Below are 22,727 nucleotides of genomic sequence, written 5' to 3'. Positions count from 1 at the left end.
AAAAGGAATAGACTTATATGGAAATTTTATATAACCAATTCAGTTTTCATTCAAGATCTCGAAGAAAGCGCAATGCCTTGCGAAGATAGAATGTGGGTGGTCCCAACTCGCCCCGAGACCTTTTCTCCGTGTGATGCAAGATGGATTGGTAGCTTACTGCGTGGTGGATGGCATGCACGACCTCGCAGAGCGACCATAGCTCCAGCAGACGATGCATCGGCTCGTAATCGCTCCACAGTCCCAAATAGGCGTCTCGCAGCTCAGTCCGCAGCGTTTCATCGCTTTCGTCAAAGATAAGGAACATGTCCATGAAGGGATGGGCGATGCACGCATCCGTCCAATCAATTAAGGTAATTCCCTTGCTACTGATTACGGCATTTCCCATATGCAGATCACCGTGGACGAGTGTAGATGGCAACGCATATGTGGATATTCGTTTACACATTTCTATAATCAAAGGCACGTGCCCGCGAAGATCTCTGAGCTCTTCAGGTGTAAGTTCAGAAACGGCAAGCTTATCCTCTACAAGTGGTTCAACAAAGGACAGGAGCTTCTCGGGCCTTCGGTCCGCACATCCCAGCTCGATTAACTCTTCTATGCGGGATACCATTTCAAGTTGAATGTCACCGAACGCACGCAGTAGTTCTATTTTATTCTCCACGTTGTCCCGGTTTAATTTGTCTCCCGCATCAGCAAGGAGCATCCATCCATTAACAGGCTCAGAAGCCAGAATAATCGGGACACGACTTGGAAATATTCCCGCCAAGTAAGTCAGAAATGCCGGTTCCTGAGCGAATAGCGGCTGCTGGGCGTTTGTTTTGAAATATACGATTCCGTGTGTGGTCGTGAGCCGCAGCACACAGGAGAGGCTCCACCACTTTATCTGTTCTGGACGTTCAGTGAGCTGGAATCCGATTGCTCGAAGAGAACTCTCGATCCAAGACGCTGCCTTCGCGTACCACCGGGTACGCTCCCAAGGCTGTCGGAGTTCCGGTACATCCTCGCTTTGCGCCTCTAACAAGTAATCATGAATGATTCCGCTGTGGTGCGGCTGGATTACTGATATTACTTCAGGGCCTGTCCATTGTTCATTGTGCTTAAGAGCCCCATAGGAGGACTCCACGCTTTCTAACTCGAAGAACGCTTCATTCCCATCGCTATGACTGAATGGTTGAATCCATACGTAACGGCACGCTATGACGGGCCGTCCGAGCAGTTGGGACATCTCTCGCGTTACTAAGCCAGGTGAGAGTTCTACTTGCCCCTTAACAGATATTGCAGGTAAGCGCCAACCTACGCTTGTCTCATGCTTAACCGTCAGAAGTTGGCCGGTGGAGGGATTACGGAGCAGTCCGTAAATAACGGATTCAGCTTCATTGTCATGAATCTTGTTCATGGTCAACCTCCTTATGAGTCGAATTAAAACCTTGTACGGACTAAAAAACAGACTTACTACGAATTCATATAATGGCTGCCACGAACCAAAAAAACAACCATGCAAATTTGAGGAGGTCCATTTTTGAAGAAGAAAATTGCCTATATGCTAATCGGTGCACTATGCTCTATCATACTTTCTTATGGATTCGTCGCTTACGCGGATCATGATTCGTCCGCAACAACAGAGGACAAACCGACTAAAGCAAGCGATACATACGTTATCCCTCCAAAGGCTGTAGCGACGCCTAAGCCTGCGACTGCTCAACCGCCTTCAAGTGAAGGACCGATCAAGCTCGATCAGCTGAAAGACTTAAAAATTAAAATGTCAGGCAATGGCCTAAAGATTGAAATTGAGCTCGAACGGGAACAAGCGAAGGTCGAGTCCAAGGTGGAAATTAACCGCGGCCAGGATCAGGAAAACCACTTAACCGGGAGCGAAGCGGCACAATTTATCCAGCAGCTTCTGGATGCTGTCAAATTGCAAGAAAACATGAATAAGCAGCAAGTATTGAATGCCCTGTTCAAGCATTTTGCTGTCGAACCGGCCAAGATGGAAATCAAAATCGAAATCAAATTGACGAATCGACATGAAGTGTTGAAATATGAACAAGAAAAAGATGATGACGACGTCAATGCTAACGTTCAAAACGTGCAAAAAGATCAAGATGACCAGAAGGAACAACTCGCAAATAAAGAGCAGCTAACGCAAAAAGAGCAGAAAAAAGCGCTAATCGCTAAGAAAAAAGCGCTGCAAGAAGCTTGGCAAAAAGCTCATAAAGAACAGCACGCAAAGCAGAAGCAGGAAAAGAAATTCGCTCGCGGTGACCGGGACGATGACCACCATGACGGCAAGCAAGAGGACGAAGATGATAACGATGTACATGACGGCGGTCACGGTCAACATGAAAATCACGGCCATGAAAACCATGGTAACGAAGACGAGGACTAATTATTGCCCTAAGAAACAGAGAACAAGGCCCCTTAATCAGGGCTTTGTTTTTTTTGAACGGAGTTGTAAATGAAGAATCGGCTTTAAAGTTTCAATTTATTTCCATCTAGCTAACGTGAACTATAGTTTTCTTGCTTTCACTACAAAAGTTACAGGAAGCATCTTTGCTTTTTTTGCAAAATCGCTGTTATCGTCCCGCGATTGCATAATTTCATCATCAGATTGCTCAATCATTTGCTCAATTACAAATCCCGCTTTTGCCAACGCATTCACATAGGTTGATAGTTTACGGTCCGATAATGTTAGCTCACCTTCATCAAGAGATACCGAATACCAAGATTCATCGAAATAATTTTTTTTAAAAGCAAGCCTATTATCTTCTGTAACAACACATTTGTGTATAGGGTGAGACCAACTGAAAATAAATACACCGTCTTTTTTAAGGTAAGAAGCGATCCGGCAAAAAGTACCCTCAAGGTCGGTGGTCCAGCCTATGGCATAAATCGAATAAACAAAGTCAAAATAATCCACGGGTATGCCACATTCTTCTTCCATGGGAGAACAGATCAAATTTGCTGAAAGACCGCATGCCTTCAAATGTTGCGTGGCCTTTTCGATTTGTTTTTCTGATATATCCACAGCCCATAGTTCAGATGCTTTGCGTTCCCCCTGATATTGCAAGGATTGACCGTTTCCACAGCCTATCTCCAGCATCTTTTTCCCTGAGACATCGCCAAATAGCTGGCATTTCTCTTCTGAGACAAATGCTCCATAAAAAGGGAGCACGATTGCCCTTAAGAAGTCATTTCCTTTTGTATCCCAATAGTAGCTGTTTATTTTATATACAGAGTTCTTGTCCATGCCGATGCCCTCCCAAACGTATATCTCGATTTGCGCGTTATCTCAACAATACATATCGAACACGAACACACTGCGCTATTGATCCGAAAATAATGTACCATTCAACAAACACCTAAAATCCTCCATTCAGCATCCATTTGATCTCACAGACATGACCGCCACATCCTGTGGCATAGGTAACGGCCTGCAGCATACACGAAATCCTGCGAATAAGCGAATATTCGCGAGAAAACTAAATCGTGCCGAGAGAGCTCAATTAAATTTTAATTGCCATAACCCTAAGCCGCTTGTAATCTATATACCAAGCCCCATCTTTGAATAACTCTTTACTAGCTTCCGCTGCGATCTTATTAATTGCTTTCTTCTTTTCGTGAATTGATAATCCTTTAAAGAAGTCGTCAGCCGACCCCATTAGCCATATATTCAATCCATTTTCGCCATCTGTCATCTTTGTCGGTCTACTGAAATGAACGGCATAAGTAACCCGAAAGCCTTGTTGCTCTAGCAGTGTGCTGTACTGGGCAAGGCTTGGGAAGTACCAGGGGTTCAAGCTTGATGCGTCGATTCCACAATCTCTATCAAGCACTTGGCTCGTTGCTTTAATTACTTTCTCAACATTGCCTTGACCACCAAATTCAGCGACAAACCTCCCGCCTGTTTTTAATGCATCCCATACGCATTTAATAACCAGTTTAGGTTCCTTCATCCAGTGTAAGGCTGCGTTTGAGAATACCGCATCCACTTGTTGATCAAGTTTGAAGCTCTCAGCGTCGCCCACATAAAAGTTGATTTCAGGGTATTTCTTCTTTGCGGTGTCAATCATCTGAGAGGATAAATCCATGCCTGTAACTGTTGCACCAGCTATCGATATCTGATAGGCCAAATCGCCTGTGCCGCAACCCAGATCAAAGATTCTCTCCCCCTTCTTTGGGCTTAAGACTTCGACCACATCTTTACCAAATTCAGAAACATAATCCATTTTCTTATCGTAGAGTTCCGTTTGCCAGACATGAATTGAATTCATGACATCATCCCCTAATAGTTGGTAAATTCATTGTAACTCAAGCATTCTTATATATAAAATATATAAGTCCTATCTATGTTATAGTTAATTTCTATTAAAGGTGACTGCCGTTAGTTCAATGAGAAGACACTGAATGCCGATGCAGGATTAGTGCGATCAGGCGGATACCCATCGGGAACAGAGCTCGTTCCGCTGCTGCTGCTGAAGGCCGATTATCACACCACTCCAGAGAACGCCCTCGGCAGCGACTGACCGTTCCTATGTAATTGGCTATGGCCCAGCCATAGCCAATTAGCTTATCGTAAACGGCCTGTGAGCTATACTTTTTTGATGCATGCAAGAACCCTATCGCCGAAAGTCCGTATGTCTTCTAAATAATCGTAACCTGGGGGATTGCTTGTTGTTTGATTGAGCATTCTTACTGCTGCAACGTTATATGCCGGAATAATTAGCAGCGCGTTTCCATAAAAGCCGAGCGATTGATAGGAACCCTCCGGAAGCTGTTCGCCCAACTCGGACGCTGCCCGTGCCTCACTATCTTGTACCTGCCAAAAAAATCCGTTCCGGGGTAATCGTTGATCAAGAGACGGCGGAGTAATGATTTTCGCTGCTTGTTCGAAGACCTGCCTAGGTAAAATCTGTCTGCCTCGATAGAAGCCCTTCGTAAGATGGATGTATCCCCAGAAACCTAAGTCCCTCGTGCTTACAAATAGATTGGCTTCGTCGCCTTGCTCGCCCAAATAAGCTTCGTTAAGCCACACGAGATGATCACTTTTGTCTTTCCTCCAGCCTGTTTCCGATAATCCATACGGCATAAGGAGTCTCTCTTCAATGACCTTGGCGAGAGGTTGATCGAATACGTTCTGAACCATGCGTATAAGCAAATTGACGCCTGCATTATTATATTTCCAATCGCTTCCTGCCGGGAACATGTTCGTCCCCGCACTAGACAGCCCATGCGTATGTGTCAATAAATGCCGAATAGTTACATCGCCCGTCAGTTCGTCATCCAGATCGTCAAGGTACTTACCTGCAGCGTCATCCAGGCTTTCAATTCTTCGTTCATAAAGCGCTAGACTGATCGCAAATCCGAGATATGTTTTTCGAACGGATGCTACATTAAACCGTGAGTTCGCATCCACAACACGACTATGCTCTGACCCGTCATGACGGCCGGAATACCATTCATTGACGATGGCGCCATTTTGGATGATGAGCACGGATGCTGCTGACGATGAAGTCTGATTCTTAATATCTAGGACATATTGATTCACATTTTCAAAGGGATTCACTTCGATGTCCGCGCTTACATGCAAGACCAATCTCCTCCTCCATCTGGAAATCCATCAATAGAATACCGAATGTATGTTCTTATGTAAATGGTTTTACTCTAAAAAATTACCAAAATATAAGAAGAGAGGTCCACGCTTGGACCTCTCTTCTTGGAAATGGGCATCTTGACAAGAAACGATAGCCCGTGAACTTTCAAATGGATCCGAGAATTAGCGCAGCGACTTGAACGTCGCGCGAACTTCGGAAACGATGTGCTCCGGCTGCTCCCAACCCGCGAAGTGTCCGCCTTTAGGCAGCTTGTTGTAGTGGACCAGGTTCGGATATGCCTTCTCTGTCCAACTCTTCGGTGCTTCATAAAGCTCGTCCGGGAATACGCTGACGCCAACCGGGAGTTTGACGCCTTTGACGGCGAAGAAGGAAACATCGTTCTCTCCGTAGAGACGAGCCGCGGAAATCGCAGAGTTCGTGAACCAGAAATGCGAGATGTTATCGAGAACGTCATCGCGCGATAGACCTTCGTTGACACCGGCAAAAGATCTAGATTTCATAGCTAGGCTCTTATAGTCGTGGTCCATCATGAAGGCGGCCAAACCGACAGGCGAATCCGCAAGTGCCGTCAACGACTGCGGGCGGTCTCCCATGATGAAGGCGTAATAGAATTTATTTTCGCGAACTTGCTCGAACGCTTTCTTCTCTTCCTCCGAGAGACCGGATGGCGCCGGGCTACCGGACCAGAGCGCGGCATCCACGTCGGCTGGAATGACGCCCGCCATATTCGTATGCAGACCGATCAATCCTTTAGGCTCTTGCACGCCCATCATGTCGATGACGATTGAGCCCCAGTCGCCGCCCTGCGCTACGTATTTGTCGTAACCAAGACGAGTCATCAGCTCGCCATAAGCGCGCGCGATCCGCTTAGGACCCCAGCCTTTCGCGGTCGGCTTGCCCGAATACCCGTAGCCAGGCATCGACGGAATGACGACGTGGAAAGCATCCGCTTCGGTTCCGCCGTGCGCCGTCGGATTCGTCAGCGGCTCGATCAGCTTCAATTGCTCGACGATCGAACCCGGCCAGCCGTGAGCAATAAGCGTTGGCAACGCATTCTCATGCTTCGAACGAACATGAATGAAATGAATGTCGAGACCGTCGATCTCGGTAAGGAAATGCGGATAAGAGTTTATTTTCGCTTCGACTTTGCGCCAGTCGTATTCGTTCGCCCAGTAACGAGCAACCTCTTGCATCGTTCCAAGCGTCGTGCCTTGCGACCGGTCCGAGACCGTTTCTTTATCCGGCCATCTGGTTGCGTTAATGCGGCGTTTCAGTTCGTTAATTTCTTCTTCCGGAACGTTCACGTGGAACGGGCGAATCGCAGTTGCTTGAGTAGTTGTTTGTGTCATCTTATTTGTCTCCCTGTTTCTAAGTTTAAGTTTTACTGGACTAGTCGACTAGTGCAGCCATCTGTAATGCCATGGCGTAAATCTGCAGCGATACGCATCGGCGGTGACTACGCTGACGAATGTTACAGGGCAGAAACCAGAATCGTCAATGGGTAAAAATTGGTGCACCTGCTTGCCGCATAGGCAGTAAATCGCTTGAAATAGCTGCTAACAGCTCCTCTTCAGCATCGCTGAACATGGACAGGTCTCACTCCAAATATGGACTGTTGTAAAACGGCTTATTTGGACGTATACAAGCATACCAAAAGCCGATATATTATCCTGTAGCCGCCGTCACGAGCGTAAACATACGTCCGCGAGATGCGCGATTCCCTCTTCGATCGACCTTTCGTCCACTTTGGCGAATCCCAGTACCCAGCCCTTTCTGGTGCTTTCGATGCAGTAAAGACTTAGCGGATACACGCGAACGCCTCTACGCAGCAGCTCCGATGTCACTTTTCGTTCGTCGAACGACGGATCGGCTTCCAGCAGCATATGTGAACCCGTTTCAATCTCGGACAATGTTAACCTTTTGGTTAAACCGCTGGCGTTAATCGCTTTGATCATGGTTTCATGCCGCCGCCTGTATATGTTGCGGACCCTTCGCATATGCCGCATACAGTGGCCTAGCTCCATGAAACGGGTAAGCGTAACGCTCTCCATGATCGGCAGCTGGCGGTGACTCAGCACCTGCACGCGCGCAATCTGAGCGATAGCTTCGGCCGACCCGACGAGCGCCGCCATGCGGAGACCTGGCGCAATCATTTTGGAGAAGCTCATCAGATACAGCGTATGATTCGGCGCTTGGCTGAATAATGTCGGCAACGGGTTGCCGTGATAACGAAACTCGCTGTCATAGTCGTCCTCGATGATCCAACTCCGATTCTTCAGTGCCCACTGAATTAGCTTCTGCCTTCGCGGCTCCGCCATCACAACTCCGACCGCACATTGGTGAGATGGCGTGACGAAGGTGAGTTTGGCTTCCGGGGGAATGCGATCGACGGCGAGGCCGTATTCATCGACAGGTACGGGGACGACATGCATGCGGCGATAATTCATCGCAAGCCAGGCAGCCGGATAGCCCGGATCTTCAATGGTGACCATATCCCCTTCGCTAAGCAGGGATTGCGCGATCAGATCAATGGCATGCTGTGCGCCGGAAGTTAACAGGATTTGATCGAGCTGAACATGAATCCCGCGTTCGAGCGATAGATAACGCTGGATTCTCTCGCGCAAAGGGACATATCCGTAAGTATTTCCGTAACCCCAATCGCATGGTTGCATGCAGGAAGACACATGATGGTACGTCTGCCGCCAAAGCTTCTGGAAGAGGTCATCCACATAAGGCTCATGCGGGTTAAAATCAATCTTGACTTCACCCGTTTCTTCGCCCTTGAGCCACTGCTGCAAGCGGTCGACCGAAGTCTGTAAGAGCGGAATCGAAGGAATGACCGGACATTCAGGCATCTGCTGCGGCGAGGCACCGGACTCGATATTCCAGCACGAAATTACCCGGGTACCTCCTCGCCTGGACGTCTCGATGTAACCCCGGGCAAGCAGTTCTTCGTAGACGAGCTGTACGGTCGAGCGGGAGACACCAAGCTTATGTGCCAGTTCGCGAGACGGAATAAGCTGCTCGCCGGGCGGCCATTTACCGGTAGATATATTGCAAATGATTTGGTCCAGCAATTGCTGCCAGATCGGTTTGGGATCATCGCGGTTCACTTTCAACATGGAAATCACCTGTATTTCTGGCATGGTAATCGCGTTATGGACTGCAACGAAATCGAATCTTTGGCTATGTACGTGCATGCCATTGCGCTGTTATATTAACTAGGCGCACACGCTTTATAGTTTGCAGCAATCCTGTTTCTATACGATGCGTCAAGGGCGCATTTATAAATATCGCACTATTACCGACTAGGAGGGAGAGTCCAATGAGACGTGGAATGCTGCTTTCGCTCAATGTTGGCATGCCGACGCTAATGACGTTTAACCAGAAGGACGTGACTACAGGTATTTTCAAAACGCCCGTTTATCAGCCATTGGACTTGTACTGGGAGCGCTTTGAAGGTGACGGACAAGCCGACCTTAAGCATCACGGAGGAAAGGATAAGGCGGTTTGCGTGTATAGCTACGAGCACTATCCATTCTGGGAAAAGGAACTTGGGAGGCCGCTTGCCTATGGGGCTTTCGGTGAAAATCTGACCGTTTGCGGTTTATTGGAATCGGAGATTTGTATCGGGGATGTTTATCAACTCGGAAGCGCCATCGTTCAGGTCAGTCAGCCAAGACAGCCTTGTTTCAAATTAGCTGCTCGCTACGAATCGCCCAAGATGCCCGTGAAGGTGCAGGAAACCGGATTTACCGGTTTTTATTTCCGCGTGCTGCAGCAGGGCAAGGTCGAATATACCGATAAGCTGCTCCAATTGAGTCATCATCCGGAAGCCGTAACGGTGGCCTTCGCGAACCGGGTCATGCATCATGACCGCGATCATATTGAAGGTGTAGAGAAGCTGCTGCGCGTGAACGAATTATCTGTGAGTTGGCGGAGTACGCTTGAGAAAAGGCGCGCAGGGATTACGATTGATAGCAGCGAACGCATCTTAGGCAGCAAGCAGAGCGAGCAGCCATAACGTGTAAACCTACCCTATACAATAGGCCGCCGGTTAACCTCCCAGCGGCCTATTTATATAAGAAGATTCGAGTGGTGCGGCTTGTCCCGTTCAGAGAAGATCGCTGCCCAGTATGCCATACATCCGTTGATCGACGAACACGCCCTTTATCTTGAGCTGCTTGCGCAGTATCCCTTCATAGGTCATGCCGAGCTTCTCCAGCACGCGACAGGAGCCTGCATTGTTCGCATTGCAGCGCGCCTCGATTCGGTTCAGCCCCGCTTCCCGAAGGCCGTAATGGATGATGAGCCGCGACGCTTCCGTCACAATGCCTTGATTCCAATACTGGCTCGATAGCGCATAACCGATCTCCGCCTTCTCGTGCGCGGCATCCAGGCTGAACAATCCTGTCCGGCCAATCAGCCGGCCGCTTGCTCGCTCGATAATGCCCCAATGGAAGGCTTGTGCGGCTTCGAACTTATCCTGCGTGACCTGCAAGAAGCCGAGCGTGTCCTCTATCGACTCGTGGCGCTGCCAAATCGCCGTCTCCGATACAAGCGGATCGGAAGCCACTGCATAATAATCGGGCGCATCGGTCAGCTCGAGCCTGCGCAGCAGGAGCCGTTCTGTTTCGAATATAGGCGGGTGCGTGAACAAAGCAGCGGTACGCATAGTGCCGAATCCTCCTCTGGACTCTGTATGCCGCAGCCAGCATGCGTCTGCGATCTTGAGTTTGTACCCATTATAGAGATTGGATTCGCACATGTAAACGTCGATTCGCGCATGACTGACATAACCAGCTTCGGCCGTGGCAGCGATTATGCACGGTTCACGGTGCAGCACAGTCTTCCTCTCTTCGAACTAACGGACGCAGATCCGCTCATGCAGAAAATCAACCAGATGCACGGCCTGCATATCGCCGCTCATCCCATGCTTCTCGATGCCAAGCTTCATCTGCAGCAGGCAGCCGGGATTGCTCGTCAGCAAATAATAGGCGTTCGTCCGTTTCACCTGTTCCATCTTATGATCCAGAATTTGACCCGCCATCTCGGGCTGCGTCAAGTTGTAGATTCCCGCCGATCCGCAGCAGCGGTCGCTTTCTGCAAGCTCGATGAATTCGGCGTTCGCCACGCTGCGCATCAGCGTGCGCGGCGCGTCGGAAGAACGCATCACGTTGCGCAGATGGCACGAATCCTGATACGTGATGCGAACCATTTCGACAGCAGCAGCGGGGGGCGTGGCTCCATTCGATCCGCCGCAGGAACCCCTGCGGCCGGGATCGGCTGCAAGCACCTCGCCGCCGGCCGGCGATGATGCTGTGCTGCCTATGTCTGATGCACCGACCCGCGCAGTGGCAGCCCCCTGCGTTCCCACGGGCACGGCCGTTTGCACTGAAGCCTGCAGAAGCCCGTGCTCCACGAGCAGCTTGCTCACGTCAACGGCCCGCTTCGCGAACCAGGCTGCACCGCCGCTCCACTGCGGATCGTCATGCAGCAGATGATCATACTCCACGAGCAGCGCGCCGCACCCGCCTGCATTGGAGACGATCCAATCCACGCCGGCCGCCTCGAATGCCGAGATATTACGACGCGCGAGCGACTTCGCCCCCTCCTGTTCGCCGCTATGGGCATGGAGCGCGCCGCAGCAGTTCTGCGCATCCGGGATCACGACATCGAAGCCCGCTTCATTCAGCAGCTCGACCGTGTGCTTGTTCGTTTCCGTGAACAGCACGTCCATGATGCAGCCGCGGAACAGGCCGACCGTAGCGATACGATCGCCCTTCGCCGGATGGAACGCGCCGATCTGCTCCACGACGCCCTTGTAGGCGGCATCCGGCAGAATCGCTTCCATCTCCCGCATAGGTGCCGGAAACAGCCGCATCAAGCCGGCGCCTCGGACCAGCTTGCGCAGGCCGGACCGCTGGTACAGCTGCAGCGCTCCGCCCAGCAGGCGCATTCGGCCTTGATGCGGAAACATGCCGTCGAAGGCGGCCTTCCGCAACGTCTTCACCCACCAGCGGTGCGTCTTCGTATGCATCTCAATGGATGATCGCGCCTGCTCCAGCAGCTGCCCGTACTTCACGTCCGCCGGACAAGCCGGTTCGCAGGCACGGCAGCCGAGGCAATGGTTCATCTGCGTCTCGAAGGCCGCGTCCGGATCCATCAAGCCGTCAGCGACCGCCTTCATCAGGGCAATGCGGCCGCGCGGCGACTCCGCTTCGATGCCTGTTTCCCGGAAGGTCGGGCAGGCCGGGAGACAGAAGCCGCAGCGCATGCAGTTGGTGAGCTGATCATAATCCAGCGATTGCTTCAGTGAGGACGCAAGCTCGCCCCAGGTCCCGCCGGGCGAAGCCGGGATCATGTCGCTAAGCGTCTTAACCACGGCCGAGCACCACCCTTTTGCGAGCCGACTTCGCGAAGATTTTGCCCGGGTTCAAGATATTGCTCGGGTCGAAAGCCAGCTTAATCGCCCGCATCACCTCGATGCCTGCCGTGCCTACCTTCCACTCCAGGAACGGCGCCTTCACGAGCCCGACGCCGTGCTCGCCGGTTATCGTGCCGCCTAGCGCGATCGCCGCTTCGAAGATGTCCTCGAACGCCGCCTCCACGCGGTGAATCTCTTCGGCATCGCGCGCGTCCGTCGTCGCCGTCGGATGCAGATTGCCGTCGCCGGCATGTCCGAACGTGCAAATTGTGACGCGGTGGCGCGCCGCGATTTCGTTGATCGCGAGCACCATCTCCGCGATCTTCGAGCGCGGCACCGTCGCATCCTCGAGAATCGTCGTCGGCCGCAGCCGGGCGAGCGCGGTGAAAGCGCTCCTTCGCGCTGTCAGCAGCTTCAGCGCCTCCGCCTCATCGGCCGCGATGCTTACGCGCTCCGCGTTCTCGCTCCTGCAAATGTCCGCGATACGCGCAATGTCCCGCTCCACCGTCTCGGGATCGCCATCCTGCTCGATCAGCAGGATGGCCGCCATATCGAGCGGCAGGCCCAGCTTCGCAAAATCATCGACGACCCGGATCGTCGGATTGTCCAGAAACTCCAGCGTTGCCGGAATGATCCGGCTCTCGATAATGCTGGACACGGTACGCGCCGCGCCGTAGAGGTCCTTATACATCGCAAGCATCGTCTTCTTGCTCTTCGGCGGCGGAATGAGCTTCAGCGTCGCTTCCGTAATGACGGCGAGCGTGCCTTCCGAGCCGACAAGCAGCTTGGTCAAATCGTAGCCGGCCACGTCCTTCATCAGCTTACCGCCGGTACGAATAATTTCGCCGCTCGCCAGCACGGCCTCAAGGCCGATGACGTAATCCTTCGTCGTGCCGTACTTCAGTCCACGCAGACCGCCCGAACATTCGGCAATATTGCCGCCGATCGTCGAGATCGCCATACTGCTGGGATCTGGGGGATAGAAGAGCCCCAGTCCTTCCACATGCGAGATGAAGGTCTTGGTGTTCAGCCCCGGCTGCAACGTCGCCGTGAGATTCTCAAGGTCGACCTCCAAGATGCGGTTCATCCGGTGCATGACCATGACGACGCCGCCCTCCACGGGTACCGTGCCCCCGCACAGATTCGTGCCTGAGCCGCGGCTCACGACAGGGACCCGGTATTGTTGAAGAAGCCTCAGAATAGCGGCGACCTGATCTGTATTCTCGGGATAGATCACGCCGTCCGGAAGCGACTGCAGCATCGGCGTGCCGTCATAGGAATGAGTAATGAGCGATTCCCGGTCGTCTCTGAACCACTTCTCGCCGACGATGCCGCGAAGCTGGCTTGCAATCACTTCCTGAAGCATGATGAACTCCCCTTTGTGCATATGAAATTGGCGGCTTCCCCGGCATCGGTCAAGTCCGCAGCAGAACCGGCCGCCTCGAACGGTCAGTCCGATTCTGCTCGAACAACTGCGAGGGCGAGACCGTTTATATCGCTTCGTCCACGATCGGAATCCGCCTCACGTTCGGATCCGTGAATAGATCATATTCGTCGCGGCTCGTGCTCGAGAACTCCGATACGACCGCCCCTCTTTCCCCTGCCTGGAACCAATGCTTCGTGCCCGGCGGGATTGTATACTGCTGCCCTGGGCGCAGTTCGATTTCGCGGAAGACCGTATAATAGTCCTCGCTCCCCGGCGGTACTTCCGCTTGGATAATGCCGCTGTTTTCCCCTTCTACATAGAGATACACCAAGCCTGAGCGGCACCGGAACGTTTCCATTTTGCCAAGGCCGCCGTCGACAGGAGGATGCAGATGCTCGGGGCAGGTTTGGCCCGGGAACAGCACAAGCTCCTTGGCGCAGTAGCGGTCCGTGTTGATGCAGGTGACAATTTCCAGGCCCTGCCGCTGCAAATCGCCCAGCCCGAAGTCCGCAATCTCGATCGTTTCCCGTTCATACGGCGTTAGCGCAATGCCGGCGCGGTCCAAAATATCCGCTGTCCGCTTCCGCGCAGCGACGATTTCACTTCTTTTCAAATCCATCACCCTCCCGATAATTATTTATCTTGAGCGGCCGCCTAGCGCTTCCTTCGCTCTGCCGGTCCATGCCAAATACCTGAAGAATCGCGAGCTTTGCTCCACTCCTGCAGCGCATGATGCACAGGACGCTTCGGCCAGCCGGCTGCCAGCCGCGCTTCGATCGCTTCCCAAGAACGCACGCCGCTCGTCGCATCCGCCTGCTCCACATTGCATGCCCCTGCCGCAACCGCTCCGTTCAACGTCTCTTCCGGCCCATAACCTCGCAGCAAGCCTGCCAGAAATCCCGCAATCGTGCAGTCGCCTGCCCCGGTCGTCCCTGTGACTTCAACCTCGAAGCAAGGCGCCAGCAGCTCACGGTCCAGCCATGCTTCTATCATGCCTACAGCACCTTTCCCCATATCAGCCAGCCTCGAAGGATCGCTTGTCGTGCGCAAATACAGCCCATGCTCGCCAAGCTTCAGCACGACGATGGCCGATCCAAGTGTCAGCAGCTCCTCTGCCAATTCGCGAAGCAGCGGCCCTTCCGCGAACGGCAGCAAATCGCTGCCATGCGCCGCAGCCAGCTCCTCATAACGGCCGCGCCGAAGCATGAAGAGAATTTCCTCGAAGCTCGGCAGAAACACATCGACAAAAGGGAGCGCTTTCATAAGAATGCTTCGCCAATCCGCCTGCCCTGCCGGCGACCCCGGGTCCGGCTTCGCCATATCGAGCGATACCGTGAGTCCTCTCCCTTTCACTCGCGATAACAGCGCTGCGAGTTCCGTTCCCCCGTTCATGTACATCTGCCGCATTAGCGGCGGGTAGCCGAAATGAAACAGCCTTGCTCCTGCCAGTTCTTCAACCTGCAAATCGTCCGCAGCAAAATGGTCGTTCGCGCCGGTGCAGTGGAGAAATATCCGATCGATTTGGGGCGGATTAATGACGATCGTGTACGAGGTATGCTCGCCGGGCGCAATGATCATACCGTCCGCCAGCTCGTGGTCGTATTCCCGAAGTATCCGCAGAATCGCCTCGCCGAACAGATCGCTGCCGATCTTGCCCATCAGCTTCGTGCGAAGCCCTAACCGATGCAGTGCCAGCCCTGTATTGGCGGCCGCTCCTCCAACCGCAATCTGCGCAGCGCCGATTTCCACCAGCTTCCCCGGTACCAGCAGCGTCCCCATCCCAAGCTGTGTGCATAGGCTCGGAATGACGTCCAGACAAATATGCCCTGCGGCAACGACTTCCACGCTCTTGAGTGCTGTCCCCACGTCAATTCCCCCAATCGATGCTCACGGTCGCGCCCGTACGCTGCGATTCCAGTGATGCGGTGAAGACGCGGTGGCTGCCTCTTGCTTCCTCCGGTGTTGCGCAGGTGAATGCCTGAAGCATTCCATCCTTACCGTGCGCGAGTTCATCGCAAAATGCCGCCCACATCTGCAGAATCGAATCGGAAAAGCCGAACTCGAAGATGCCGCCCGTAATCGTGTCGTAAGCGGATTGATACGGTACATCGACCGTCTGCCATGCCTGCGGTCTGCCCGGTGCATAGGCCAGCGACAATAACTGCTTTGGGTTCTTCGTCGAAAACTCTGCCGACATTTCCGTGCCTTGAATGCGGATGAACCATGTGTTGGCATGACCCGGCGCGATCCGCTTCGTTGACAGCAGCATCGGAAACTGCTGATCTGCCGTTCTGACCTCGCACGCCATAATCGCATTATCCCACGTTTCGCACGGGACCGTACCGCCATTGCCGTCCGGACGCTCCGCCACGATCTTGCTCAGCAGCGCCCTGACGTTGTCCGGCTTCCACCCGAAGCGCAGCGGTACATGCAGGACGTGCATACCGAGATCGCCCATGCAGCCGTATTCGCCGTTCGTCGCAATCCGCCGCTTCCAGTTAATCGGCTTCGCGGGATCCAGATCACTAGAGTGCCAAAAACCGGCCTCTACTTCAATCATACGCCCGAACCTGCCTTCTTTGACCCATTTTATCAGTTGATATGCGCCGGGATAGAACGGAAATTCCGACGAGCAGCGGACAATTACGTCCGGCTTAGCCGCTAACGCCGCGTTGATGCGCAAATTGGCAGGCGCGTCGATGCCGAACGGCTTCTCGCCGAGCAGATGCTTGCCTGCCTCAATGATGTCGACGTACATCTGACCATGCATATGATGAGGGACCGCGCAATAGACCGCCTCCACCTCCGCATCCGCCAGCAGTTCCCTATAATCGGAGTACGAACGCACAACACTCGGCACTTGACGCAGGAACCACGCCATCGCAGCGGGATTGGCATCACACACCGCCACGATACGCGGCTCGAAATCAACCTCCTCTAGATGCAGCCATCTTGCCGCCGCGCTGGCGAATTCTTTCCCCATCAAGCCGCAGCCGATGACGCCGAATCGAATGATTCGCTTCTTCATCTCAACGCGCCTCCTCGCCGTGCAGCATGTCAAGCGCCTGCTCCGGCGTGGCGCCATGATGCACGATCGCCATCAACGCCTTCGTCATGGCCATCGGATTAGCGTGCTGAATCACATTACGGCCGTACACAATGCCGGATGCTCCTTGCTTCATCAGCTCGGACGTCCGGTTCATGATTTCTTCGTCACCGGCCCTTCCGCCTCCGCGAACGAGCACCGGGATGCCGGAAGCCGCTTCAATGACTCGGTGATACTGCGACAAATCATCGCAAGGATCGGCCTTAATCACATCCGCACCAAGCTCGACGCCCTGCCTGACAAGCGGCATGATTTTGCTGATATCGCCATCCGCCATATAACCGCCCTTCGCTGCATTCGGCAGCATGACGAGCGGTTCGACCATCAGCGGCATGCCGTATCTCTCGCATTCGCTCTTCAGCAGCGATATGTTGCGCACGCATTGATGGTGCAGCTCCGGCTGATCCGGCAGCAGCAGCAGGTTGACGCATACAGCTACGGCGTCCAGCGCAACCGCCTTCTCGATTGCGCGGTCGATGACCTCGCTGAACAGAAACCGCGGCAGCTCCGTGCCGTAAATATTCGCCGCGTCCGTTCGCAGCACAAGCCCAGGCTTGCTCTTGCCTGGTACAGACTGCAGCCATTTGGATTGTCCAATGCTTAGTTGCATGCAATCCGGATTCGCTTCCGCAATCGTTTGGACCGCCTGCCTCATATTTTCGATACCGGTCAAGAATGAATATTCGTTGAAGAAGCCATGATCCACGGCAACATCCAAACATTTTCCCTGCTCGCTAAACATTCGGTTCAGTCGCGGCTCAGCCGACATGCCATCCATCCCCTCTGTTTCACAACCACAAATTCATGTCCGTTTGTAACATCATCTTAACTTAGGCAGCATCGATCGTCTACATTATTATTGGAAACGGTTACTCATTCCTCAGCAACGACAAGCTCCACGCCGTACTCTCTGCACGCTTGCAGCAGCGCATCCTCCGGCATGGTATTGCTGATGATCCGGTTCACGCCGCCGAGACCCGCGAAGGAGAATAATTCCTTTGCGCCGTATTTCGTATGGTCCGCAACGATATTCACTTCCGCCGCCTGGGCAATTGCCATTCGCTTGACCTCTGCTTCGTACATATTAGAGTTGCTGAAGCCATGCCTAGCCGTAAGACCCGTCGCCCCTAGGAACACACGGTCAAATGCCATTTTGCCAATGGCTTCGATCGTTGCCGGTCCCACCAGCGTCGAGGTTGATTCAAGCGCCATTCCTCCGGTAACCACAGTCGTAATCCCGCGCTCGAGCAGTTCAAGCGCTATATTGAGCGCGTTCGTAACGACCGTTATGCCCATTTCTGGCTTTAAATGACGCGCTACGTAAAGGGTTGTCGAACCCCCATCGATGAAGACAGCATCCTGCTCGTGCACCAGCGCCGCGGCCGCCTTGCCAATTCTGCTCTTCTCCTCCGTCAAGACGCCCGTTCTTTCCCCAATCGCAATATCCTTCGATGCCAGAATGGCTCCGCCGAATGTTCGTTTCGCATAACCCGCCAGCTCCAGCTTCTCCAAATCGCGGCGTATCGTCATTTCCGTCACGCCGAACGTTTCTTTCAAAGCGGCCACCTTCACTTCGCCGGCGGTCCCCAGCATGTGCATCAGCTGCTGCTGCCGTTCATTCAAGCTCATCTTCTCCACTCCTGTATTCTTGCTGTGCATACGTAGTCAACGCTTACTGTTCAAAACAAACAGATGTTTCTAACTAACATTATCATACAAAAAAGCGGTAAACCTCACAAGGAGATTTACCGCTTCACTCGTTTTTTTTGGATTATTTATTACTTATTACTTATTACTTATTACTTATTGCCAAACAGTACATCCAGCACCGGTTTCGTGTGACCGCCCGGATACATTTGATAAAGCAGGACATACACGATAATGCCTGTAATCGCCGTTATTAACCAAATGACCGACGTGACGCGTCCCCACTTGCGATGCTTCGCAAAGCGCTCGCGAAACGCAAGCGTCAGCGTCGTAATTCCGAATACTGCACCGACTGTGGCGAGTACGATATGGAAGAAGAGGAAGGTCAGGTAGTAAGGCTTGAGCGCATCGGAGCCGCCCCAATCGGTGTTGCCGACGAAGATCGTCCGGGACACATAGATGATGAAGAAGCAGAGTGCTGCGATCGCGCCCGCAATCATCACTTTCTTATGTGCATCCAGCCTTCTCTTGATCGCAAGGTTCCATCCGATAGCTACTAGAATGGCGCTCAGTGCGATAAACGAAGTACTGATCGCCGGTAAAACATCGTACATTGACAAGATACATCCCGTCCGTTTCTACAGAAAAGTCGTTTTCCTAATTTTCCTTAACTTAGCGCACCGTGATCCGGAACCTCATCCTCCGAATCTTTGTGTTCTTTCTTATACCATTGGAAGAAGACATACGCCAAAATGCAGCCGTACATTACTTCTTGCACAAGCTTCATCACGATACCGCCTAGCTGCTGATCTTCCACAGGCTCCATTAAATTGAAGAAGGTCGGGCCCGTAAACTTGGCCAGCAATGAGCCGGAATCTCCACCTATGCAGTAGCCCATCGCTCTTGCCCAAATTTCCGGATCGCTGTATGTCGCATACATCGAGGTGCTTGAGAAAATAATGAGCGCGCAAGCAGGGGTCAGCAGCATCCCATTTGCGAATATATAAGCCATCTTGCGAAGATCCGTAAGACGGTTCCATTCCGGTACCGGACAAGCAATCTGCCACCACATCATAAACGAAGTGACAAGCAATACCAAATAGTAGATTCGATGCACAGCAAAATGCGTCATAACGTAGTCATGTACAAGCGGTACATGATAAATCGAGAACAGCATATTGAACAGTACAAGCGTCAGAATCGGATGCATAAACCCGCTTAGCTTGGACCAGAAGGATGCGCGGAAAGCGATCCGCCACAAGTACGCCGGAATGCCAAGCAGCACAAGCGGAGGTACAATCAAATACGAGAGAGACATGTCCACCATATGAAACGTGAACATCATATGGCCGAGCAGGTCAAGCGGCCCGCCTTGCGCCAAGTACAACATGATCATACCGGATACGAACAGTATTTTTTGCCATCCGGTCACTTTGGGTTCATTGGATGCATGCTTTTCCTTCCACGGTCCAGCCAAGTAAAAATAGAATATGACTAATGCTGCCATCAAGAAGAAAAACCATGGGCTCCACAACGCTTCAAAGGAGAAATATTGCAATCCGAGCATGTTGGTACCCCTTTCCACAGTAAAGCTCACTTACAACAAAAGAGGGGGCCAATTAGGACCTCCCTCTCTGCTATTTACGTTCGATTTACCACCAAGCCCAGTATTCGGCCATGATGACAATCGTGAATACGACAACGACGCCAAACAGGATACTGACGATCGGGAAGATGTGACCGCGATCTTTCATGTGCATCCAGAAGCCCATTTGAATGAAGACTTGCAGCATTGCCATGGCAACCAGGAAGATGTAAATGAAGGTTGTGTTGATTTCTCCGGCTGCAACCATCGCGAATGCGATAACGGTCAGCAGAATGGAGAAAATGAACGCGATGATGTGCTTCTTAGGTCCTTCATGCTTGTGGTGCTTGCTCTGCTCTTCGACAGCGGAATGTTGATTGGACATTCGTTAGCCCACCTTTCCCATCAGATAAACGACGGTGAAGATGAATACCCACACAACGTCGATAAAGTGCCAGTAAATCCCGGCCACATATATCTTAGGCGCAGTTACAACAGTCAGACCCTTTTTGAAAATTTGTCCAATCAGAATACTGATCCACAATACCCCGAACAATACGTGCGCACCATGGAAGCCGACAAGCGTGTAGAACGACGAGCTGAATGCACTGGTCGAGAACTTGTGGCCTTCATGGACGTAGTTCGTGAACTCATCGATCTCAAGACCAAGGAACGCAAGTCCAAGCAGTACGGTGATGATCAACCATGTAATCATCGGCTTTACTTTATTCGTATGCATCGCTTGAATCGCAAATACGCTGGTCAAGGAAGACGTCAAGAGAATGAAAGTCGCCCAAGCGGTCGTTGAAAGCTCGAACAAATCTTGCGCGGTAGGGTTACCGTCGCCGACTTGATGACGAAGCGCCAGGAACGCCGAGAAGAGCGATCCGAACAAGACGGTTTCGGCACCAAGGAAAAGCCAGAAGCCAAGTACTTTATTACGGCCTTCGAGTGTTGCTTTCTCTGGCTCGTGTGGAAGCTGTCCATCTACATGTGAATGTGAGCTCATGCTTTTACCCCCTTATCCCCAGTAATTTCATCCGGTTCGATATGGAAGCCATGATCGTCGTAAACAGAACGCAAGAACATGCACGCTAGCGTAATCACAAGGCCAAGGATTGCAACGATGTGATTGTTAAAGAGAAATGCTTTGAACCCGTCGCCGTAGTCGCCCTTACCATACATGAAACCAAGTCCAGCGATGAAAAGACCAATTGACATGATGAGCGGCAAAATCGAAGGTGAAGGCATGTGAATCGAGCCAAGCGGTTCAGCAGGCAGCATTTCCTTCTTGCCTTCCATTTTCTCTTTCCAATATGCATCATAACCGCGAACGAGCGGCGTTTGTGCAAAGTTATACTCTGGAGCCGGCGAAGGAATCGTCCACTCGAGCGTACGGCCGTCTTCCCATGGATCGTTGCTCGCGTTGCGAGGTTTGAACGAAGTGATGAGCACGTTCAGCAAGAAGAAGATCGTACCGAGTCCCATCAGCATAGCTCCGATTGTACTGATCAAGTTAAGATTGTTGAAGCCCAAGCCGTCCAGGTACGTCCATACGCGGCGCGGCATCCCCATCAAACCAAGGAAATGCTGTACGAAGAACGTCAAGTGGAAACCAATGAAGAAGAACCAGAAGCAGAGCTTACCAAGTCCTTCACTTAACATCCGTCCGAACATCTTCGGCCACCAGTAGAACAAGCCTGCAAAAAGTCCCAGAATCAAACCGCCGACAATTACGTAATGAAAGTGAGCGACGACGAAGTAAGAATCGTGATACTGGAAGTCAGCTGGAGCTGCAGCAAGCATAACGCCAGTTACGCCCCCCATGACAAACGTCGGAACGAATCCGATTGCAAACAAGCTTGCCGTAGTGAAACGAATGGAACCGCCCCACATCGTAAACAGCCAGTTGAAAATTTTAATACCTGTCGGCACGGCGATCAACATTGTCGCAATGGAGAACAATGCGTTCGCAACCGGCCCAAGCCCTGTCGTGAACATGTGATGCGCCCAAACCATGAAGCCGAGAAAGCCAATCAGCACAGTTGCGAAAACCATCGAGCTGTACCCGAAAAGGCGTTTGCGCGAAAATACACTGATGACCTCGGAGATGATACCAAATGACGGCAGAATCAGGATATACACCTCAGGATGTCCGAAGATCCAGAAGATATGCTCCCAAAGCACTGCATTACCGCCGTTCGTCGGTTCGAAGAAATTCGCCGAGAACAAGCGGTCAAACATCAACGCCACCAAGCCTACCGTCAGCGCCGGGAAAGCGAACAAGATCAATGCGGAAGTGATGAACGCGGTCCAAGTAAACATCGGCATACGCATGAAGCTCATGCCCGGAGCGCGCATATTGATAATCGTAGCCAAGAAGTTAATACCGCCGACCAACGTTCCTATACCGGCAATTTGAAGACCGATAACATAGTAGTCGACACCGTGCCCGGCACTGTAAGTAGGCGTTGCAAGCGGAGCGTATGACGTCCAGCCAGCATCCGGGGCACCTCCCGCGAACCAGCTGACATTCAAGAGAACGCCGCCCGCGAAGAAGGTCCAGAAGCCGATCGCGTTAACGAACGGGAATGCAACGTCGCGCGCGCCGATTTGCAGCGGCACGATCGCGTTCATTAAAGCGAATATCATCGGCATGGCCGCAAGGAAGATCATGGTTGTACCGTGCATCGTAAGCAATTCGTTATACGTATGCGCAGCTACAAAGTCATTGAGCGGCTTCCATAGTTGGATTCGAATCAGGAGCGCTTCCAATCCGCCGACTAGGAAGAAAAAACCGCCCGCGATCAAATACAGGATGCCGATTTTTTTATGGTCTACGGTCGTTAGCCAGTCCATCAGACCGCTGTACCGCTTAACCGCATGTGCATGAGCCAAAGTAGGTACCTCCTTCATTCCGTCAG

At 52.3% G+C, this 22,727-nt stretch carries 21 protein-coding genes; 2 read left to right on the top strand and 19 right to left on the bottom strand.

All coding sequences use genetic code 11. The features are described from left to right. Positions 1-46 precede the first annotated feature (46 nt). Positions 47-1,396: an aminoglycoside phosphotransferase family protein gene (locus KXU80_RS23650; protein ID WP_219835574.1), complete on the bottom strand. Its 1,350-nt coding sequence runs from the start codon at positions 1,394-1,396 to the stop codon at positions 47-49. A 123-nt stretch (positions 1,397-1,519) separates the two neighbouring features. Between KXU80_RS23650 and KXU80_RS23645 the strand changes: the two genes are divergently transcribed. Continuing rightward, the gene (locus KXU80_RS23645) at positions 1,520-2,386 is read left to right on the top strand and encodes a YusW family protein (RefSeq protein ID WP_219835573.1); all 867 of its coding nucleotides are present in this window, start codon (positions 1,520-1,522) and stop codon (positions 2,384-2,386) included. A 120-nt stretch (positions 2,387-2,506) separates the two neighbouring features. Here KXU80_RS23645 and KXU80_RS23640 read toward each other — a convergent pair whose 3' ends face one another. The 5 genes from KXU80_RS23640 to KXU80_RS23620 form a co-directional block, all read right to left on the bottom strand. Continuing rightward, positions 2,507-3,247, bottom strand: coding sequence for a class I SAM-dependent methyltransferase (locus KXU80_RS23640; RefSeq protein ID WP_219835572.1), 741 nt, complete (start codon positions 3,245-3,247; stop codon positions 2,507-2,509). 256 nt (positions 3,248-3,503) lie between these two features. Beyond that, positions 3,504-4,271 carry a class I SAM-dependent methyltransferase gene (locus KXU80_RS23635; RefSeq protein WP_219835571.1) on the bottom strand — a complete coding sequence of 256 codons (768 nt, stop codon included), beginning with the start codon at positions 4,269-4,271 and terminating at the stop codon, positions 3,504-3,506. Positions 4,272-4,588: 317 nt separating this feature from the next. Then, entirely contained in the window at positions 4,589-5,587 is a 999-nt protein-coding gene (locus KXU80_RS23630; RefSeq protein WP_219835570.1) for a serine hydrolase domain-containing protein, read from the bottom strand. 186 nt (positions 5,588-5,773) lie between these two features. Next, positions 5,774-6,961 carry an epoxide hydrolase family protein gene (locus KXU80_RS23625; RefSeq protein ID WP_219835569.1) on the bottom strand — a complete coding sequence of 396 codons (1,188 nt, stop codon included), beginning with the start codon at positions 6,959-6,961 and terminating at the stop codon, positions 5,774-5,776. A gap of 333 nt (positions 6,962-7,294) precedes the next feature. Further along, positions 7,295-8,734, bottom strand: a complete 1,440-nt coding sequence (locus KXU80_RS23620) for a MocR-like pyridoxine biosynthesis transcription factor PdxR (RefSeq protein ID WP_219835568.1) — start codon at positions 8,732-8,734, stop codon at positions 7,295-7,297. Between the two features lie 203 nt (positions 8,735-8,937). On the opposite strand from KXU80_RS23620, the gene KXU80_RS23615 reads away from it, so the two are divergent. Further along, on the top strand, positions 8,938-9,636 hold the full coding sequence (locus KXU80_RS23615) for an MOSC domain-containing protein (RefSeq protein ID WP_219835567.1): 699 nt from the start codon (positions 8,938-8,940) through the stop codon (positions 9,634-9,636). Positions 9,637-9,726: 90 nt separating this feature from the next. Here the strand turns inward: KXU80_RS23615 and KXU80_RS23610 are convergent, their stop codons facing one another. From KXU80_RS23610 to ctaD, 13 genes are all read right to left on the bottom strand, one after another. Beyond that, a complete protein-coding gene (locus KXU80_RS23610) occupies positions 9,727-10,287 on the bottom strand; it encodes a GNAT family N-acetyltransferase (RefSeq protein WP_219835566.1) in 561 nt (186 codons plus the stop codon). Positions 10,288-10,476: 189 nt separating this feature from the next. Next, complete coding sequence (locus KXU80_RS23605) at positions 10,477-11,976, bottom strand: (Fe-S)-binding protein (RefSeq protein WP_219839206.1); 1,500 nt, start codon at positions 11,974-11,976, stop codon at positions 10,477-10,479. Positions 11,977-11,989: 13 nt separating this feature from the next. Next, positions 11,990-13,405, bottom strand: a complete 1,416-nt coding sequence (locus KXU80_RS23600) for an FAD-linked oxidase C-terminal domain-containing protein (protein ID WP_219835565.1) — start codon at positions 13,403-13,405, stop codon at positions 11,990-11,992. Positions 13,406-13,529: 124 nt separating this feature from the next. Further along, the gene (locus KXU80_RS23595) at positions 13,530-14,084 is read right to left on the bottom strand and encodes a D-lyxose/D-mannose family sugar isomerase (protein ID WP_219835564.1); all 555 of its coding nucleotides are present in this window, start codon (positions 14,082-14,084) and stop codon (positions 13,530-13,532) included. Between the two features lie 35 nt (positions 14,085-14,119). Then, positions 14,120-15,331, bottom strand: a complete 1,212-nt coding sequence (locus tag KXU80_RS23590; protein ID WP_258171129.1) for a carbohydrate kinase family protein — start codon at positions 15,329-15,331, stop codon at positions 14,120-14,122. A gap of 1 nt (position 15,332) precedes the next feature. Beyond that, positions 15,333-16,493, bottom strand: a complete 1,161-nt coding sequence (locus KXU80_RS23585) for a Gfo/Idh/MocA family protein (RefSeq protein WP_219835563.1) — start codon at positions 16,491-16,493, stop codon at positions 15,333-15,335. Position 16,494: 1 nt separating this feature from the next. Next, complete coding sequence (locus KXU80_RS23580; protein WP_219835562.1) at positions 16,495-17,340, bottom strand: class I fructose-bisphosphate aldolase; 846 nt, start codon at positions 17,338-17,340, stop codon at positions 16,495-16,497. 104 nt (positions 17,341-17,444) lie between these two features. Then, a complete protein-coding gene (locus KXU80_RS23575; protein ID WP_219835561.1) occupies positions 17,445-18,200 on the bottom strand; it encodes a DeoR/GlpR family DNA-binding transcription regulator in 756 nt (251 codons plus the stop codon). Between the two features lie 170 nt (positions 18,201-18,370). After that, positions 18,371-18,832 carry a DUF420 domain-containing protein gene (locus KXU80_RS23570; RefSeq protein WP_374987718.1) on the bottom strand — a complete coding sequence of 154 codons (462 nt, stop codon included), beginning with the start codon at positions 18,830-18,832 and terminating at the stop codon, positions 18,371-18,373. Positions 18,833-18,885: 53 nt separating this feature from the next. Then, the gene (gene ctaG, locus KXU80_RS23565) at positions 18,886-19,785 is read right to left on the bottom strand and encodes a cytochrome c oxidase assembly factor CtaG (RefSeq protein ID WP_219835559.1); all 900 of its coding nucleotides are present in this window, start codon (positions 19,783-19,785) and stop codon (positions 18,886-18,888) included. A gap of 85 nt (positions 19,786-19,870) precedes the next feature. Next, entirely contained in the window at positions 19,871-20,188 is a 318-nt protein-coding gene (locus KXU80_RS23560) for a cytochrome C oxidase subunit IV family protein (protein ID WP_219835558.1), read from the bottom strand. A 3-nt stretch (positions 20,189-20,191) separates the two neighbouring features. Then, positions 20,192-20,812, bottom strand: coding sequence for a cytochrome c oxidase subunit 3 (locus KXU80_RS23555; RefSeq protein ID WP_219835557.1), 621 nt, complete (start codon positions 20,810-20,812; stop codon positions 20,192-20,194). Beyond that, a complete protein-coding gene (gene ctaD, locus KXU80_RS23550) occupies positions 20,809-22,719 on the bottom strand; it encodes a cytochrome c oxidase subunit I (protein ID WP_374987717.1) in 1,911 nt (636 codons plus the stop codon). The genes KXU80_RS23555 and ctaD overlap by 4 nt, the downstream gene beginning before the upstream one ends. Positions 22,720-22,727: the final 8 nt, after the last annotated feature.

Source organism: Paenibacillus sp. R14(2021), from assembly GCF_019431355.1.
Lineage (GTDB): Bacteria > Bacillota > Bacilli > Paenibacillales > Paenibacillaceae > Paenibacillus_Z.
This window is presented reverse-complemented; position numbering and strand designations above follow the sequence as displayed.